Below are 16891 nucleotides of genomic sequence, written 5' to 3' on the forward strand. Positions count from 1 at the left end.
ATGAGCACTCACTCGTTGTCTAAGAGAATGTACCCACGCAAGCGGGTATGGCAGGTTGTGTACTTCTTGCTCCTTGCGGCCACAGGGGTGTTAATGGCATTCAGTGTCGGGGTTTCAGTTTGGTCGCAAATGGGTGAAGAAGGGTGGGTCACGACAGTGGCAGTGGCTGTGTTTTCGTGGATTGTGACGCTACCGTTTTTCTTAGGGTCCTTGCTGTGGTGGATCACACTGATGACCCGCCCGCAGGTGATGAAACAATCGTTACCCGCAGCCTCTTCAACTGAACAACGTGGCCCGCAGGACAACAATTCATCGCAGGAAGGTTAGGCGCCTCGCCGTGGCCACCAGCAAGTTTGCTGAGTCCGGCCTAGGATTGTGGCCATGACCGATGCCTCAAGCCATGGACATGCCGCCCCCGGGCCAGTTGATATCAGCCTGTTCGCGAAACAGTTTCAAGCGTTCCTCGAAACGATGGACCATTGCGCCACGCAAGCCTCTCGCGACCATATCGCTGCGGAACTCGGAGCCCACCTGGGCACGGATCCACGTACACTCGATCCCGTGCGCCAGGAGTTCGCCCGCTGGCAGTGGGTCGAGATTGATACGGCCCTTGATGAACTCGCCGAGGAGCAGGACCTTCGCGGTGTCATCCCCTCCCAAGATGCCAGTGGCATCAGTGACCTCTTGGCCAATCACTACAGTGTCTACGAGCTCGGCGCGATCCAGCGCCGCGCCGTTCCCACAGGACCAGGAACAGTCAGACATGTAGCCACGAACGCACTTCGCCTGTTGCGAATCGGCACAATCCCCGTCGTTGTCTTCGCGACCGAGCTCGAAGACGGGCCCGGTGATACGCAGAACATCGTCGTCGAAATCGTCTGCGGTAACCATCAGCTTGCACGCGAGACCCTGGCCAACATCAATGGATTCGTTTCGCGCAACTCGGTATTGCAAGGGCAAGTCGTTAGTTTTTTGTCGGAAGAGTTTGGATCAGACTCACTCAGTATCGAATTCCACTCTCGTCCCCACGTTGATGCCCACGATGTGGTTCTGCCAAAGGGCAGGCTCGAGAAGATCGAGGCAACCGTTCTGGGCATCAGTGAGAGAGCACAGAGGCTTCGTGCTGTGGGCCAGCATTTGTCTCGCGGGGTGCTGCTCTATGGCCCGCCCGGGACGGGTAAGACGTTAACGGTGCGATATCTCCTCTCACAGGCGAAAGAGACTACGGCGATTCTCCTCCAGGGTGAGTCTCTTTCGAAGATCCGCGCTGCTGCCACGGCGGCACGAGCTCTCGGGCGAGCAATTATCGTTCTCGAAGATGCCGATCTTGTTGCTGAGGACCGTGACTTCAATGAGGGTGAGCGGTCGGTGCTCTTTGAGATCCTCGATGTCCTCGATGGTTTGGGAGACGATGCTGATATCGCGTTCGTCCTCACTACTAACCGGGTGGACGTGCTCGAAGAGGCTCTCGCGATGCGGCCGGGAAGAATAGATCTTGCTGTCGAGGTGGCCTTGCCCACTACCAAACTACGCAAACGCCTCTTCACCGTTTATAGTGCCGGCTTGGCGTTTACTGAGGAAGGAATCACTCAGGCTGCGAAAGCTGCGGAGGGTACGACGGGTTCCTTTGCTAAAGAAGCGGTCCGGCGTGCAGTACTACTGGCTCTAGACGCAGACGAGGAACCAGCTGATAACCATCTTTTGGAAGCGGTGAAAGCTCTGTCTGCCGAAGCGACACAGCTACGTGAGGCAATGAACTCAGAAGACGACGAATCGCAATGACCACACACCCACGCGATCGTCGAGACAGCGTCTCACCAGGTGCGACTTTGATATGTCAAGCAAGGCTCGTGCGCAAAGGCGACTGATGCAAGGTTCAGTGTCACCCCTACTGGCTCGAGTCCTTCAGGAGTGTCTCGTAACCAATATGTCGCGAAACTCATTGGTATTGCGTCGGAGGAAGTTCGGGACACTTTTCCAAAGCCGCGGCATCAGTCCCGATCTCCGGATGCGCCGCTCGCGGCAGCATAGCGGTCCAACGCTAGTAGCGCCGCCAATCACCGCACGGCTCCTGACTTCATTGTGCTTCGAGGTCAGTCAATGGCCCTACCCAATGAATTGCCTATCCCAGTCGCACACGATCGTTCGAAGCGGCACTGCTCGGGATTGCGCTCAATAGGAGGAAATGAATACCCTCCTTCACGCGAACTCACGAGTAAACCTAATCACCTGTTAACCTTATTAAATGGTGACGAAAGAAGGAACAGCGGGCTGGGACCCATCCACTCCGGCCCCCGGTGGCCTCGAGCTTGTACGGCAGTTCGCCAACACATTGGATTGCTATCGGCAGCGCGATGACTTCGCCGAGATCGGCCTCGCAGACGCAGTCCTCCGAAAAATCGACCAGGACGCGTACGACTCATTGCCAGCCAGGCCACAATCGATGCACCTCGATGACCTCATAAAGCTCCGTAGCGCCCGCGCCGCTTTAAGAGCAACTCTCGGCTGCACAACCTGCTGGACGCTGCCAACCATCACATCAGACACCAGTAACACGTACCCACACCCCGAAATGAACGAAACAGAACCGCCAAGATTCTCATCTCCATGCTCTCTGGAGATCTCTGACCGCGGTGTGAAGTTCGTTCCCGAAGGCGGCTGGGTAAACGCTCTTACCGGCTGGCTCAGCCTGGAATTGGCCGTGGGTACGCGAACAGGCCAGACAGCGCGCTTGAAAGTATGTGCCAACCCGGAGTGCCAATGGGTTTTTTGGGATGCATCACGGCCAGGCACGGGCCGGTGGTGCTCTATGCAACTGTGTGGTGGCCAGGCGAAGGCCCGTCGCTACCGTAAGAAAAAGGGTGGTGACGCGCATGAGTGACCCTGATGACGCTGGCAGAATAGACCCGTCCTCCCTTTCGCAGTGTTCGCGCAAACGTACGTGGCCTGTCGTTGCGGTCGTTCTTGTTGTTTTGTCATGCTTCGCTATCCAGGGATCGGCTGCGGTAGCGACGACGCTCTTTGATGATATGAGCCCCATCAGTGTGGCCACATGGAGGCAATTGATCGGCGCGGCGACTCTCGTGCTGATCTTTCGTCCACGCTTGCGTGGTCGAAGTCGAGGACGGTGGGCTCTCATCGTTTTGCTGGGGATAGCGATGGCCGCGATGAACACGAGTTACTATCTTGCTGTCGAGCGAATCCCGCTCGGGATTGCAGCCGCCCTGTTCTACCTTGGCCCTTTCCTCGTCGCGGTAGCCAGCCTCAGACGAGCACGCCTGCTGGTGTGGCCAGCTATCGCGTTGGTAGGTGTCATTGCGATCACTCGACCCGACCAGGGGTCTGTGGAATCAATCGTCGGGATTCTGCTCGCCCTTCTCGCCGCTGCTTCCCTGGCCGGCTATACGATTCTGTCGCATCTGTTAGGGCGGTCCGCGCAGGCAGGCTTAGGTGATTTGTCGCTCTCGGTCTGTGTTTCTGCGGTTGTCCTATTGCCGACCCTCGTGGTCGGAAATGCTCCTGCGAATGGGAGTCAGATTGGGACGCTGATCTTGTTGGGTGCGCTGGGTGTCGCGTTGCCATTTGCCTGTGATTATCAGGCGCTGCGCTTTGGTGGGCCTGCTCTCGTCGGCACGCTTTTTGCTCTGGATCCGGTAGCCGGAGCTGTTGTCGGTCTCATTGCGTTGGGTCAGGTCCTCACCATGTCTGCAATATTGGGACTCATCGCTATTTGTCTGGCCGGCGCGGGACTCACAATTGGTACTGCGATGGGCGAACGCCGACACGAGCTCCGCCAACCACAGCGTCACCAACGCCTGGGACCAACTGGGACTCCGTAATGCATTCGCGCCCATAGTCGCGACTTGTCAACGGTTTGCGGCAGCTTTTTAAGTCTGGTGACGAAGAGAAGTGTCTCTTAACTCTGCTGTCTCAAAACCCATGGGTAGTGAGGCGGTTGGTTACCAGACGCTCAACTTGGGGTCCGAACCAGAGTGAGTCGCCTTGGTAAGTAGCGTGGCCATGCGGTCGCTACATGTTGCGTCAGAAGCCGAATACGAGGAGGCCAGCGGTCTCGACGATGTCGCGGAGTGCGTCCTCAACTGGCAGGGAGGACGAACCATCAACAATGCGCTTCGCGAAGCTTCAGTACATGAAGGACTGAATCCAGACGTCTACCGTCGCCTGGGGCGACGAAGTCAGAAAGACGACCGTACTCCTTGAATCCCTCCGAGAGGTACAAGTGCTTTGCGACCTGGTTATCTCCACGGAAGTCCAAAGTAAGTTGCTCTATCCCGATAACTCTTGCTTGTTCGATGAGTTGACGGAGCACACGTCTCCCGAGTCCTCTTCCTGCGAAGGAAGGGGCGACCGCTAATTTCTCTAAGTCAGCGTGCGGCCTGTACGTGGGACGGTGGTAGCGGCGCCAATAGCCGAACGCAGCGACCTGGCTCTCAGTCTCTGCGACGACAACGCATGACTCACTATCCGGATCGGTGGCCAGAGCCTCAACGAGTTCGGTGACTTCAGGCAATGTGGGCGGTGTCGTCCAGCCTAGTGCCGCTTTGACGCCTACGCCTGAAGCGATATCGGCAGTGCTTTCGCCGCCCCTACCACGCTGGATGACCTCGTAGCGCAGTCTTTCCTTGTCCTCTCTCGTTGCGTAGCGTCTCGGTGAGCCAAGCGAATCGACTCCACGCCACCAGCGCGCATAACACCGCCTGCACAGGCCACGCGCCACCACGGCACGGTCACACCACACGACTGCGCAAATGCTCATGAGGAATCCTCGCCGTGGAGAAGCGTTCCGGTGGGTGATTGCTTGTCAGCTTTTGCATCGTTGACTTCTCGCGCCTCTCGAGCAGATGCGACATCGTCGACTATCACGGCAATATGTCGCATGCTGGTAATCAACGAACCGTAGAGAGGCCATGACGTGGCGGGGAGATTCTGAGCATTGGACATGTCATCGGCCAACATCTCCAACCGGTCATAGATCGGCTCGACTTCAGAATCAGGGTCGCCAATGGCGCGGCCAGCGTCTCTGACGATCTTTGACCACTTGTTGCGAAACCGTGTGTCCCACTCACCGTTTGCATAAGTTGCTTCGCGAAGGGTTCGGGCCAGATGTCGAAGATGTGAAATGCCCTCGTCGACACGCTGAAGAATATTCTCGTAACTCTCTTCATTGGTGTTCATTTGCTCGTCGTCTGGGCGTTTTGGTTGAATCGATCTGCGCAAGTTACCGCGGGGGTTGGCTCTCCGGCTTTCTTTTGCGAATCGTACTGTTTGCCAGGCAGTGCTGAGTTCATCACTCATCGATTCTGTTTCGCGAAACCAGTCGTCGGCTCGATCAGTGTCCCAGGAATCGCTGAACTCTTGAGACATGTTGATGAGGACATCGCCCATACGGCGGTTGATGTTGTCAATGTATCTCGCGGCTTGGCGATCGCGGAGTGGAGGGACAATGATCAAATTGACCACCAGTCCGACAGCGACTCCCAATGCGACTTCGCCGATGCGTTCGAGGAGGAGAGGTTGCTGACTGCCGAAGCCACTGCCGAGGACGAAGATCGCAGTGGTGGCAATAGCGATGCCTTCATCGCGGATCCACGAAAACCTTGCACCGATCAAACCGATCAGGAGCGCAAGAGCAAAAGTCCAAATGCTCACGCCCAGGTAGTGACCGATGACGAAGGACAAGGCCACACCGATTGTCGAGGCGACTGTCGACTGAGCTCCTCGAGATAGTGACCGGTAGACGGTGGCATGGACTGTCAGTAGCGCTGTCCACGGGGCCAGAAACGGCATCTGCGAGCTCAAGACAGCGGCAGATAACCACCAGGCACCAGTAGCAGCGACGACGCTCTTGATGATCTGGAACAGGTCGGTGACAAGTTCGGGTTGCTTAACGAGGGCTGCTACTCGTTCTTTCATGTCTTCAGCCAATAGTCGATCCTTATTTTGAGAAGCGGACTCAAGTGTAGTCAAATTTTATATCGTTGAGGCCGCAAGTGTTATTGCCTTCGCGATGCTTGAGCGTATCGGTACAGGTCGGCGATCCGCGGGTGCTGCAACGGTGCAACCAGGTCTCATGACGAGTTGAGGAATCAACATGAACTCCCCTCCGTAATGTGAGAGGTCGAATCTTAATTATTAGCCGCGTGGTGAATCTTGAGCCAGCGGTAGATGGCCTGTCGGGACAGACCTGTCGCTTTCGCGACTTGGGAAACATTACCTGTAACTATGGTGGCCTCGGTCGCGAGGACCCTCAGGTCGCTCGTGTTAGATCGTATTTGTGTGTTCAGGATCTGTAGGCGCCTGAGTAGCAATCGCTTGGGCCCCGATTCAGTGTCGTCCGGCCTATAGTCTTGAAGCCACCGGTCGAGAGTGGGAGCAGTGACACCTGCGTTGCTGAATACGCGAGATTTTTGGATCCCCGATGCAACTGCAAAACATGCGATTCTTCGCCGTTGTTCACTGTCCCTTGCGATTTCGTCCCGCAGCAGTTCAGCGCGTGCAAGGTATTCGGCGGGAGTGAGCTCTGGTGCTGTTTCAGGTTCGTCGTCTTCGCCCGGTGAGCGTGCGTCTTCGCTCACCGGTTCCTGGGCATTCGTAGGCTGCTGGTCCTCTTGCGGTTGACGGCGTCGAAATTCGAGAGCGCCACCGAGACCGACAATGAGGTCGGGATCGTAGCCGTGCGAATCGGCTGCTTCTCGGAGTCGAAAGTACATTCGATCGTAGAACCGTGGCGTGCAGGTGAAGCGGACAGTGGGGCTACCGTCAAAGAAATTGTCGAGCCACTCTTCAAGGTGGCGAGGAATCGAAGTGAGGCGTGGGACTACTGAACTGTCGGGGCGCTCTGAATCTACGGGCTGCCTCGACGATTTCATGGATAGATACTACAGTCGCATCGCTATGATGCAGAGACCGAAAACGACTGTTGTGAACTTGTAACTTTCCAAGGTGGCCTGTCCCGCGCTCCACAAACCCGAGATCGACTCAGGGGTAAACTACCTCGTAGCATAAGACCGTGACCACGAATATACGTACTGCTGCGGCCGTTGATATCACCGAATCAGCGAGGACGCTCGCTATCGCTTTCGACAACTATCCTTGGACCAGGTGGAGTATCCCAGAAGATGATTACGCCATTCGGTTGAAGCGGTTGCAGGCCATCTACCTAACTCATGCGGTCGAACAGGGCCTTGTACTGGTTAGCGATGACCTTGCTGGTGTGGCTGCGCTGCTGCCGCCTGAAAGTTCCGAACCTGCCGAGGCTTTGCAGGCAGAGATCGCAGATCTCATGGGCGAACGCGGCGAATTGGTGTTCAGTACGCAGCTACCGCAACATCCGGAGAAATCGTGGAACTTCGCCACTATCGGGGTACGTCCGGAAAGCGCTGGCCAAGGACTGGGCTCTTCGATAATCGAGAAAGCCTTGAAGCGGGCATCCTTGTCCTCGTTCTCCCGAGTCTCCTTGGAGACCTCTGAGGCAAGGAACGTCAGGTTTTATGAACGCCACGGCTTCGTAGTTACTCACCGTACCGAGATCGAGAACGGGCCAACAGTCTGGACTATGGTGATCGAACTATAGACCGGGTCAGACAGGTGTGTGCTCGGACACTCACGAGCGTGATGAGCGCCCAGCCGGGAACGTCACCGCGGCCCGGTCGATCACCTCGGCGCTCGCCCCGGCGATCTGGGTCATCAGTTGGGAAGCCGATGACGAACACAGCGAATCGGTTCATCAGGTGGTGGAACATGGTGTCTCCTTCTGCGGTGCAATCGGTTTGCGGGGTGATCAGATGGTGAGGCCATCAGACGGTGGCAGGACCAGGCTGAGAGCCCGCGCCGGGTCAGGTCATGGACTCAGGTCGAGGATGGTGAGTGAGGGAAAGATAGCGAAGATGACGGTCACCGGGAGCACGAATACGACCACAGGCACCAACATTCCGATCTCCTTCTTCCCCGACAGCTCGAGCAGACGGCGGCGAGACGATATGTGCGGGTCGAGCCTATGATGTCCCAGCATTGGTCATCCATCTTGAGGATCCGACCGAAGCACTCGCTGTAGCGGCAGCCAGGGATGTTGGGAAGCTTGATGAGTATATTGCTTCCGGGCTGGCCTAAGTGACGTCGACGCCGCGGCAGGGTCACCTGCAATGAGTCGGTCACCAGCGACGACGAGGGGCGAAGCCTTCGTTTCACTCTCGATCGTGTGACGTACGGGCGATCTGCGGCATCAAACTGCCTCCTCACCGAACTGCCTCGTGACCTGTGAGTTGCGCGATGCCGCGCTTCGCTGGAAACTGTTTCGCACGGACAGGTCGACATCACACCCAACGCTGATTTGGAGCTGGGCAGTTCTCGGAAACCTACGTATCGTGGGCAACCAAGCGACTACTGGAGTAATTCAGCAACCCCAATAGGTCCGCTCTTGCGAAGACTTCGCGCTGGCGGGTGGCCCCGGTGCCGAATCGCAGCAATCGCCGGATTCCCGCCCGTACACGTACCTTGTCGTCGCTTCGAAGCAGGTCCGGGAGCGCCCGATCGAACATGGTCCACACCGCAGTGGCCGCGGGCACACTATTCTGGGCCTGAGCGTCCATAAGCTTGCCTGCCAATCCGAACCGCGCAGCTTGCCAATGGGCGACGTCGATAAGTTCAGCAGGGACCGCGTTCGCAAGCGGGCTCTCGATCTCGGCGTTAACGAGGGCACGGATGAGCAATGCCAGCGTGAGAGCATCTTCTGCATGAAGTTGTACATCACAGGCTCTGATCTCCACGGTCTGGTGACGTGGCGACAACCGAACCAGCCACCCCACCATGGCCGCATCGTCCACTAGGTCCGAACGTTGAAGTGCTGTGAGGTGACAATCGTAATCGTCGGCGTTGTGAAAATGGGGAGGAGTACCGTAGATCACCCATCGGCGATACTGTATCGATCGCCAGCTTGCGAAACCGCTATCGGCGCCACGCCACAGAGGAGAATTGGCGCTCAGTGCCGTGAGCACAGGCAGCCACCTGCGCATACCGTTGAGCGCGAGTACACCGGATTCCCTGTCAGGGATACCGACGTGGACATGCATGCCATTGATGAACTGCTCAGCCGCAATAGCCGGTGCAAGTGTAGCCATTTCACGGTAGCGTTCACCCTCGCTGATGGCGGGTGGGGCACCCGCGATCTGAGGCGCAGTTCCCAGCGACGTGGCGATGAAGCCAAGCTCATGGGCTGTCCTAGAGAGCTTCTTTCGGAAGTCAAGCAGTGATTCGAAGGCTTCCGAGGCAGTTCTCAGCACCGGAGTGGCAAACTCGATTTGACAGTCGAGCCATTCAGTAGTGACCCGGCCACTGTGCGACGACAGCGCCATCAATGCCTTCTTCTGCTGTTTTGTAGGAGAAGCAGGCAACAAGGTAGAACGGTCAGCGAGGATGAATTCTTCCTCAATACCGAAAGTAGACAACTGGCCTCCTCGGATCCGCACTTTGCTAATAAGAATGGGCCAATCTTGTGTCCAGCGGGGCGAAATGATTCACATTCTGGTGGGAGGTGCACATCCGGAAACCATACCCCCGGGCGCCCTTGGTATTACTAGGTTGAGAGTCTCCATCAAGCCCGGGGCTGAAAGCTTGCTGTGAACAGTGAGGCAACTAGCGCGCTGCTACTCTCCTGAGATCTGTGGCCATATTCATCGTTTTGTCGCATTCGGCTGGAGTGGCCAGGAGAGCCTGAACCACAGTGCATCGCGGCTAAGTGGAGTCTCTATTGCTTTGGCTGCACGCGATCCCTGTCGAGTCATGCCATCGCTGATCCTGATGCCCCGTCGAGCCTGTGAGGCTCTTACTGACCATCCTCCAACATCAGTAGTAGGCTGGAGGATCGCTACTGGGAAACGACTTCTCGCCCCATTCGTCGACGAGTTCGTCCTAGTGTTCGTGGCTACCGTTGCTGGTTCCCGGCCTTTCAGCATTGTCGTCCCGTGCTTCCTTGGGGACAGCGTTAAGACCGTCGTGGTCCGTGTTCTGCCACGGGTTTCCCTCCCTCGTGTTTTGCCGTCTCCGAGTCTTGTGGTGCAGGAGCTCGGAAATTGGTCAGCTTGTGAGAACCATCACAAAGGGGCGCTATCCCTGTTTTTCCACACCGGCACAATGCCACCACCTGTCTGTCCGGCTGTTCTGGGGTTCGTCCTGGCGCCTGTGCTATGGAGAATTCGCCTCGCACGAGTAGCGGACCGTCAGGGCATAGCGTGATGGTCACCGGTGTGGTTTGGTTTTTCATGAAGCTTGCCCTCTCCGGAGCTTGCGGACCGAGTTCGCAGCGGTAGGAAGTCTTTTCTCGTAGTATGTGACGCCTTCGCGTGCTTTCAGCAACGGTTATCCATGCGCACAACGCACGCTAGCCGGGAACCTCGGTATGCTCTTGGACCGACGCCGCCCGGGTTCGGCGATGAAAAATGCGAAAAATCCAACAGTAACTAAGAGGACATAGTTCGCTCCCAGAATTGGAGTGGATACCTTTGGCGATGTCATCGTCCCTCTTGCACGTGCCTCAATGAGGTCTGCCCGGTGGTCCATTTTTCGTGCATGTGATCACCGCTGAGGCCATCGGCGAACAAACTGGCCGAGGCACCGAAAATGATGTCGGCGATGAGCCGCGGATCGTCATCGGCAGCTCCTCCGGCAAGGTCTCTGCCAGCAATTTGCTCGTGGACTGCGTCAGCTTCGACGTGTTCGTCGAAATACCGGGTGATCTCTTCCCCGTACCCGTGCCTGGTGAATGCTCTCGAGTAATACTTGTTGGGGATCGACGATGTCATTTCGAAGGCTGCGAGATGTCCGATGGTGGCTCCGCGCAGACATCTGTTGAGACCGAAGAGATTCATGGTGTTCACCGAGTTGAGAATGACGGCCGGCACAACATCGAGATAGGAGTCTGGTCGATCGTCTAAATCGAAATTGCGCAAGGTGCGGGCAAAGATCTCCGCGTGAACACGTTCGGGGTCACCGCCGCCGTACTCATCGGTCTGGATCTCCACTAGCGCCGCTTTCGCCCGCCCTCTCAATCGAGGAATCGCCCAAGTGTGGGGGTCGGCCTCTCGAAGAGTGTAGATGGATCGGTTGATGAGGAACTCGCGAAGCTGTTCGACAGTTGCATGCCGTGCCGCCCACGTAGCCAAAGTCGGTCGAGCCGCATCGGCGGTCATGGAGAACAAAGCCTCGGAGACTTCCTCGCCGTTGACGGGCAGTACGGTGGGGAGCGGGCAGCGCAATCGCAACACCTCCTCGAGTTGGACCTCGATCTGTTTTCGGACGCGGATCAGTTCCGGGTCCCACTCCCAATCACCGTGAACGAAGTCGACTGGACCGTAGTGCAGGAGGTACAACAGATAAAGCGTCAGCTGCAGATCATCGTCGGTGAGGATGTCCTCGGTAGTCCCAAGGGCTCTTTCAACGGTGTCCGCCAGGACGCTCAACTCGGGACCTGTCCTCTCGGTAGGAGTGGTGAGGACGCGGAGTAAGGCCGCGCTGGCAGGACCACGGGCGCTGGGAGCAGGGTCGTTGATCGAATGTGTCTTCATTGAAATGCCTCCTGATGAAAAACATGATGGCAACTCGTACGTATCATTGGGGCACATTCAGCTGGTTCTGCCCGGCGGCACTCGAGACCTGGTCATCATGAACCATACGGGAAGACACTGCTGCGGTTGAGCGGCAGATTTTTCCCGTTTCCATGAATTTGAGAGCGATGGGGCATGTGATGGTGAGCTTCAAGCGGCGACTTTTGACGTCTTCGGCCGCCAGTCGCATAAGTTCTGTGCAGTGGTGGGCTGCTTCCTCGGTCTCGATGGCCTCGCAGTAGATGAGCATGATCTCGCTCTCTTCTGCTTCGAGCTTGTAATGAAGTGCTGCGACGAGCTTGCCGGGAAGGTAGAGATCGTATTTTGACGATTCTTGGTTGTTGAGCATCGTGTACATCGCATCACTCCAATGGTCGGGTGTATCGCGTCTTATGAAAGGTGAGAACAGGTAGGGCTGTCGTGAGGTGTCAATGATGACAGTTGCGGGTTCGGTCACCGTGTGTCTTGGGCCTCTGCATCGTCGTTGTTGTTATTGAAGCCGATGAGTTCGTAGCCCATCTTGGCAAGCTCCTCGTCTTCGGAACCCGGCGGAGTGTCGCCATGGATGGGACGACCTGCAGTTTCGTTGAAGAAGTGGATGCCGATTAGGCCGATGATTCCCGCTGCGACGAGATAGACGGCGGGGAACAGATCGAATCCGGTGGCTTTGATGACGAAGGAATTGACCGCAGCCGTGGTCCCACCGAAGATGGCGGTCGAGATGTTGTAGCCGATGGCAAAGCCCGAGAAGCGAACCTGGGTCGGGAAGATCGCCGGCAGAGTGGCCGAGACGCAGGACTGCATCATCACCTGGAGGAGGGCGATGATGCCCAGACCGAGGAATTGGAGACCGCGCCCCTCCGCCTGCATGAGGAGGAACGCGGGTACAGACAGCACGATGAACCCGATCGCTGACGTGTAGAGCACCGGTTTGCGTCCGATTGAATCTGTCAGTCGCCCCAGGGGGCTGACGAGGACGATCATGGCCGCCAGCAGCCCGACGAGCATGAAGTTGCTCGTGATCTCGGAGTGGCCCAGGATGCTGCTGAGGTAAGTCGGCATGTAGGTCAGGACCATGTACTGACCGACGTTGAGCAGCACGACGAAGGCCATGAGCATGAGGATCTGTTTCTTGTACCCGGTGAACAGCTCCCGGAACGGTTTTCTGTTGGCCTTTTGCTCAGAGGTGGTCTTCGAGAAGGCCTCGGGCTCATCGAGTTTCATCCGCAGCCAGAGGGCGATGGCACCGAGGGGGAGGGTCAGCAGGAAGGGCAGTCGCCACCAACCGGCTTCCATCCCGTCGCTGCCGACGATGATGAGGAGAAGAGTGCAGACCAGCGCCGCCGAGGCTGTTCCGGCCAGGGTGCCCAGTTCGAGGAACGACCCGCAGAAGCCCCGGCGCTTGTCGGGTGCCGATTCTGCCATGTAGACGGCGGCACCGCCGTACTCGCCGCCGGTGGAGAAGCCTTGGACCATGCGGCACAACAGCAATAGGACCGGTGCAAATGCCCCGAGCGTGGAGTAGCTAGGGAGGATACCAATGAGTGTGGTCGGAATCGTCATCAAGATGATGGTCAGGACCATCACGTGCTGACGGCCCACCTTGTCTCCCAAGGGCCCGAGAACGAGTCCCCCCAAGGGGCGGAAGACGAACGACAAAGCCAGGGTCGCAAAGGTCAGGGCGACGCCCCATTCGCCGGGGAAGAAGGCGCTAGCGATGTATACCGACACGTAGGAGTACACGCCGTAGTCGAACCACTCGACAGCATTGCCGAGGGCCGATCCGCCGATCGCTCGTTTGAGGGTCCGCTTCTCGCCAGGCGCCATCGTGCTTATGTCGATGCCATCGGGGGTGGGCACCCGATAGTCCTGAGTGTCGTGTGATGCTTCATCTGCCAACGTGTTTCACCTCTTGCAGATTTGTGGTGGTATTCCCAGTGGATATTTTCAGGAACGGCAAGCCTGCGTTGACTGGGTTCTGTAAATCGTTAAGGAAGCTTTGAGCCCACTGGTGGACATCATGGTCTTCGACAGTTCCAGCCATCGCCGCCATTTGATCGTGAGCGTCGTCACCGGTGAGGTTGGCAGCCTCACGTATTCCATTCTTCAGCCCGGAGATGTCATGCGGGTTGACGATGACGGCTCGGTCAAGCTCATCGGCGGCCCCCGCAAATTCTGAGAGAACGAGAGCGCCACCTCGCTCCTGGCGCGCTGTGACGAATTCTTTCGCGACGAGGTTCATTCCATCGCGCAAGGAAGTCACCAGAAGTACGTCTGCGGCGAGGTAGGAGGCGATGGTGGCTTCAAACGAATATGACTGATGAAAATACTGAACTACACCTCGCTCGAGCGTACCGAAGCGGCCATTAATGCGACCGACAAGGCGTTCGACTTCATCACGTAGGTCTTGATATGCCCCGATTCCTTCGCGTGAGGGCACAGCCACTTGAGTCAACATTGTTGTTTCCGGGGCCAGGACTCCGTCTTCGAGGAGCTCCTCGAAGGCCCGGAGGCGTTGCGGGATGCCTTTCGTGTAGTCGAGTCGATCGATACCGAGCATGAGAACCTCGGGGCTACCGAGATCGTGCCGAATCTGTCGGGAGAGTCGAGCAACCGAGTCAGATTCAGCTGCTTCACGAATCGCATCAACATCGACTGAGATGGGATAGGCATCGATGACGTTCGAGACCCGATCGGGGTCGATACCGAGAAACCTTTGACTCGCATCGCGGAAATTCCTCACATCGGACTCGCGTTGGAAACCGATGACATCGGCCCCGAGCAGCCCATCCAAAACAGCCTCGCGCCACGGAAGTTGTCCTACCAGCCCGACTGGGGGAAAGGGAATGTGGTTGAAGAAGCCGATTCGCACATCTCGACGCTGACTACGGATCATCCGCGGTACGAGCTGCAGTTGATAATCGTGAATCCAGATGGTGGCCCCATATGCCGCTGTTTCAATCGCAGCCTGAGCGAACCTGGCATTGACGGCCTCATAGGTGCGCCACCAGTCCCGCCGGTACTGAGGCGCGACGATGAGATCGTGATAGAGGGGCCAGAGAACAGAGTTGGAGAAACCTTCATAGTATTGGCGATGTTCTGCACAGCTGAGTGGAATGGGGAAAAGGTGCATGCCGTCTGCTGAAAAGGGTTCAATTGTTTCATCGCAGGTCCCCGGCCAGCCGATCCATGCGCCGCTTTCGGCTTTCACAATCGGCGCCAACGCTGAGACGAGGCCTCCCGGTGCTGTGTGCCACGAGTCTCTGCAACGATCCACGGGTAGGCGGTTGGCCATCACGATGAAGGATTGGCCGTCGTGTCTTGGTGGCATTTCAGCATCCTCTCTTTCGTTGAGGCCTCAGCCGGACCTGTCGCGTTAGGCAGTTATCCGGGGGATGGGAACTGATGTCCCATCCCCCAGAACCGACACTGTTAGTGTTTCGGACCGTTTCTAAGCGAGTCAGCGACCCCGCGGGCAGTGTTCTTGACGTCGTCGCCGGCTTGTTTTCCTTCAGCCTGGACGACATCGGTTTTTCCTTCGGCTTCAAGACTCCTGTCGCCAGTGGCTTTGCCAGCAGCGGTCTTCGCCTTACCTTTAATTTCTTCTGCTTTATGAGAATTTTCGTTCATTGCTTTTCCTTTCAATTTCACTACATCGGCCAAAAGCGTCCGATGCTACCGGTGGGATCGGCTATGCCTTCGCCGTCCGTGTGCGCCCTGTCAACAGGCCCCACACCAAAAGAACGATGATGGAGCCACCAATGGCACAGAGCCATGTCGATAGCGAGAAGAATGAGCCAACTCCTTCTCCGAAGATCAGTCCGCCCAGCCAGCCGCCGATGAGAGCGCCGACGACACCGAGGATCAGCGTCGCGATCAACCCTCCTCCCTGACGGCCCGGTAAGATCGCTTTGGCGATAGCTCCTGCGATCAGTCCGAGCACCAGGTACGCGATTACACCCATTCAGTTCTCCTTAGTCAGTTGTGACGATTGATCAGTTGGACCAAGCACTTAGGTGTTGATCAGCAACAGGATTTTGCCGTGGTCGAGTTTCTCTTCGAGGTTGCTGGCTTCATCGGAGCTGAAGTCGAACTCTTCGAAAATCGCTCGCAGCTCCTCACCCTTCTTGGTGTATAGGGTTCCGACCAGCTCGTTGAGGTCGTCAGGCTCGTTCGCATCAACAGCATCTGCCACGCGCTCGGTGCGATCATCGTCATGTGAGATGACGTACAGATCGTCTTTGGAGATCCCGTTTGATGCCTGGCGCCTGACTTCGGCCATGAGTTCAGTATCGTCTTGGAATTCCTTGACTGCAGGTTTCATGTGTTTCTCCTTAATGTTTACGGCGTAATCAGGCTAGCAGAGGCCGGGTGCCGGCGCGACCATGATTACCCTCATCTAAACCAGCTCGCTTTTGTTGCAGGCCTCTTACTGGTACCGTCGTCCACCATGGCATGTTTACACCGTAAGCGCAACGGAAAGGGGGGTTACGTCTTCGGCACGCAAACGCATAGACTGCTTGTAGGTGCTCAGCAGTTGTTTGCTCGAGCAGGAACAGCGCCACGAAATCGGGCAGGGAGGGATCCATGGCCCAGAAACGCCTCACCAGAGACCACATTGTGCTCACAGCCATCGCTTTCGTCGACGAACATGGTCTCGACGCCCTCACTATGCGTCGTCTCGGCGACGTTCTCGGGGTAGAGGCGATGGCCCTATATCGTCATGTCTCGGGACGTGAAGATCTCCTTGAGGGCGTGGTCGCCAACCTCATTGACAATCTCTTCGCGAATGACCTGATGATCGAGACACCGACGTCATGGGAGGACTACCTCCAGCGCGTCGCCAACTCGACCCTGCAACTAGCCCGCGAACACCCCGAGATCTTCCCGTTGATCGCCACTCAACCTTCAGAGGCTCCATGGTTACGGCCACCATTGCGCAGTCTGCGATGGGTCGAAGAATTTCTCTCCACACTGCAACGATTCGGTTTCTCCGATAAAAATGCAGTCAGCGCCTACAAAGCATTCACAAGCTTCCTCATCGGCGATCTTTTGCTGCAGGTTCATTCCACCGGCCTCGACCACGTGATTGGCTTCGATGGCGACGAAGGTGCGCACAAAGAAGCCGACTTGTCGGACTACCCAACAGTGACCAGGCTCAGCGCGCTCCTGGGTCAAGATCATTCTCAACGGGAGTTCGACGATGCCCTCGATGATCTCATCGAACGCATCCGCACGACTCTGACCAAATGACCACTTTCGAAACAGCTCGT

At 57.0% G+C, this 16891-nt stretch carries 18 protein-coding genes; 6 read left to right on the top strand and 12 right to left on the bottom strand.

The window, feature by feature from the left end; all coding sequences use genetic code 11:
- The 4 genes from JTF07_RS12870 to JTF07_RS12885 all read left to right on the top strand — a co-directional run bounded on the left by JTF07_RS12870 (position 1) and on the right by JTF07_RS12885 (position 3839).
- A complete protein-coding gene (locus tag JTF07_RS12870) occupies positions 1–327 on the top strand; it encodes a hypothetical protein (RefSeq protein WP_204234647.1) in 327 nt (108 codons plus the stop codon).
- Between the two features lie 54 nt (positions 328–381).
- The gene (locus JTF07_RS12875) at positions 382–1782 is read left to right on the top strand and encodes an AAA family ATPase (protein WP_204234648.1); all 1401 of its coding nucleotides are present in this window, start codon (positions 382–384) and stop codon (positions 1780–1782) included.
- Positions 1783–2572: 790 nt separating this feature from the next.
- Complete coding sequence (locus JTF07_RS20910; RefSeq protein WP_353843966.1) at positions 2573–2881, top strand: CGNR zinc finger domain-containing protein; 309 nt, start codon at positions 2573–2575, stop codon at positions 2879–2881.
- Complete coding sequence (locus tag JTF07_RS12885) at positions 2874–3839, top strand: EamA family transporter (RefSeq protein ID WP_204234650.1); 966 nt, start codon at positions 2874–2876, stop codon at positions 3837–3839. The genes JTF07_RS20910 and JTF07_RS12885 overlap by 8 nt, the downstream gene beginning before the upstream one ends.
- 281 nt (positions 3840–4120) lie before the next feature.
- Here JTF07_RS12885 and JTF07_RS20915 read toward each other — a convergent pair whose 3' ends face one another.
- A complete protein-coding gene (locus tag JTF07_RS20915; protein WP_204234651.1) occupies positions 4121–4777 on the bottom strand; it encodes a GNAT family N-acetyltransferase in 657 nt (218 codons plus the stop codon).
- Positions 4774–5946 carry an FUSC family protein gene (locus JTF07_RS12895; protein ID WP_252199775.1) on the bottom strand — a complete coding sequence of 391 codons (1173 nt, stop codon included), beginning with the start codon at positions 5944–5946 and terminating at the stop codon, positions 4774–4776. The genes JTF07_RS20915 and JTF07_RS12895 overlap by 4 nt, the downstream gene beginning before the upstream one ends.
- Before the next feature lie 1084 nt (positions 5947–7030).
- Here JTF07_RS12895 and JTF07_RS12900 point away from each other — a divergent pair.
- Positions 7031–7594 (top strand): GNAT family N-acetyltransferase, encoded by a 564-nt coding sequence (locus JTF07_RS12900; RefSeq protein WP_204234652.1) that lies wholly within the window; start codon positions 7031–7033, stop codon positions 7592–7594.
- Positions 7595–7861: 267 nt separating this feature from the next.
- On the opposite strand, the gene JTF07_RS12905 is transcribed toward JTF07_RS12900, so the two are convergent.
- The 10 genes from JTF07_RS12905 to JTF07_RS12950 form a co-directional block, all read right to left on the bottom strand.
- Positions 7862–8032, bottom strand: a complete 171-nt coding sequence (locus JTF07_RS12905; protein ID WP_252199776.1) for a hypothetical protein — start codon at positions 8030–8032, stop codon at positions 7862–7864.
- A 343-nt stretch (positions 8033–8375) separates the two neighbouring features.
- Entirely contained in the window at positions 8376–9464 is a 1089-nt protein-coding gene (locus tag JTF07_RS12910) for a carboxylate-amine ligase (RefSeq protein WP_204234653.1), read from the bottom strand.
- Between the two features lie 536 nt (positions 9465–10000).
- Positions 10001–10279, bottom strand: a complete 279-nt coding sequence (locus JTF07_RS12915; protein ID WP_143924594.1) for a CDGSH iron-sulfur domain-containing protein — start codon at positions 10277–10279, stop codon at positions 10001–10003.
- Between the two features lie 247 nt (positions 10280–10526).
- Positions 10527–11579, bottom strand: a complete 1053-nt coding sequence (locus JTF07_RS12920; RefSeq protein WP_204234654.1) for an iron-containing redox enzyme family protein — start codon at positions 11577–11579, stop codon at positions 10527–10529.
- Positions 11580–11622: 43 nt separating this feature from the next.
- Entirely contained in the window at positions 11623–11976 is a 354-nt protein-coding gene (locus JTF07_RS12925; RefSeq protein WP_204234655.1) for a hypothetical protein, read from the bottom strand.
- Positions 11977–12071: 95 nt separating this feature from the next.
- Positions 12072–13517 (bottom strand): MFS transporter, encoded by a 1446-nt coding sequence (locus tag JTF07_RS12930; RefSeq protein WP_252199777.1) that lies wholly within the window; start codon positions 13515–13517, stop codon positions 12072–12074.
- Positions 13507–14949: an alpha,alpha-trehalose-phosphate synthase (UDP-forming) gene (locus JTF07_RS12935; RefSeq protein ID WP_204234656.1), complete on the bottom strand. Its 1443-nt coding sequence runs from the start codon at positions 14947–14949 to the stop codon at positions 13507–13509. The genes JTF07_RS12930 and JTF07_RS12935 overlap by 11 nt, the downstream gene beginning before the upstream one ends.
- Positions 14950–15050: 101 nt before the next feature.
- Complete coding sequence (locus JTF07_RS12940; protein WP_143924590.1) at positions 15051–15248, bottom strand: CsbD family protein; 198 nt, start codon at positions 15246–15248, stop codon at positions 15051–15053.
- A 61-nt stretch (positions 15249–15309) separates the two neighbouring features.
- Positions 15310–15582, bottom strand: a complete 273-nt coding sequence (locus JTF07_RS12945; protein WP_143924589.1) for a GlsB/YeaQ/YmgE family stress response membrane protein — start codon at positions 15580–15582, stop codon at positions 15310–15312.
- 48 nt (positions 15583–15630) lie between these two features.
- The gene (locus JTF07_RS12950) at positions 15631–15942 is read right to left on the bottom strand and encodes a YflT domain-containing protein (RefSeq protein WP_204234657.1); all 312 of its coding nucleotides are present in this window, start codon (positions 15940–15942) and stop codon (positions 15631–15633) included.
- 263 nt (positions 15943–16205) lie between these two features.
- Between JTF07_RS12950 and JTF07_RS12955 the strand changes: the two genes are divergently transcribed.
- Positions 16206–16871: a TetR/AcrR family transcriptional regulator gene (locus tag JTF07_RS12955; RefSeq protein WP_204234658.1), complete on the top strand. Its 666-nt coding sequence runs from the start codon at positions 16206–16208 to the stop codon at positions 16869–16871.
- The last annotated feature ends 20 nt before the right edge of the window (positions 16872–16891 follow it).

It is taken from the genome of Brevibacterium sp. RIT 803, assembly GCF_016892625.1.
Classification (GTDB): domain Bacteria; phylum Actinomycetota; class Actinomycetes; order Actinomycetales; family Brevibacteriaceae; genus Brevibacterium.

Bases quoted from the DNA above. Each gene is read 5' to 3' on its own strand.
- JTF07_RS12870 (WP_204234647.1), top strand. From the start codon at position 1: ATGAGCACTCACTCGTTGTCTAAGAGAATGTACCCACGCAAGCGGGTA.
- JTF07_RS12875 (WP_204234648.1), top strand. From the start codon at position 382: ATGACCGATGCCTCAAGCCATGGACATGCCGCCCCCGGGCCAGTTGAT.
- JTF07_RS20910 (WP_353843966.1), top strand. From the start codon at position 2,573: ATGAACGAAACAGAACCGCCAAGATTCTCATCTCCATGCTCTCTGGAG.
- JTF07_RS12885 (WP_204234650.1), top strand. From the start codon at position 2,874: ATGAGTGACCCTGATGACGCTGGCAGAATAGACCCGTCCTCCCTTTCG.
- JTF07_RS20915 (WP_204234651.1), bottom strand. From the start codon at position 4,777: ATGAGCATTTGCGCAGTCGTGTGGTGTGACCGTGCCGTGGTGGCGCGT.
- JTF07_RS12905 (WP_252199776.1), bottom strand. From the start codon at position 8,032: ATGCTGGGACATCATAGGCTCGACCCGCACATATCGTCTCGCCGCCGT.
- JTF07_RS12915 (WP_143924594.1), bottom strand. From the start codon at position 10,279: ATGAAAAACCAAACCACACCGGTGACCATCACGCTATGCCCTGACGGT.
- JTF07_RS12920 (WP_204234654.1), bottom strand. From the start codon at position 11,579: ATGAAGACACATTCGATCAACGACCCTGCTCCCAGCGCCCGTGGTCCT.
- JTF07_RS12925 (WP_204234655.1), bottom strand. From the start codon at position 11,976: ATGTACACGATGCTCAACAACCAAGAATCGTCAAAATACGATCTCTAC.
- JTF07_RS12935 (WP_204234656.1), bottom strand. From the start codon at position 14,949: ATGCCACCAAGACACGACGGCCAATCCTTCATCGTGATGGCCAACCGC.
- JTF07_RS12940 (WP_143924590.1), bottom strand. From the start codon at position 15,248: ATGAACGAAAATTCTCATAAAGCAGAAGAAATTAAAGGTAAGGCGAAG.
- JTF07_RS12945 (WP_143924589.1), bottom strand. From the start codon at position 15,582: ATGGGTGTAATCGCGTACCTGGTGCTCGGACTGATCGCAGGAGCTATC.
- JTF07_RS12950 (WP_204234657.1), bottom strand. From the start codon at position 15,942: ATGAAACCTGCAGTCAAGGAATTCCAAGACGATACTGAACTCATGGCC.
- JTF07_RS12955 (WP_204234658.1), top strand. From the start codon at position 16,206: ATGGCCCAGAAACGCCTCACCAGAGACCACATTGTGCTCACAGCCATC.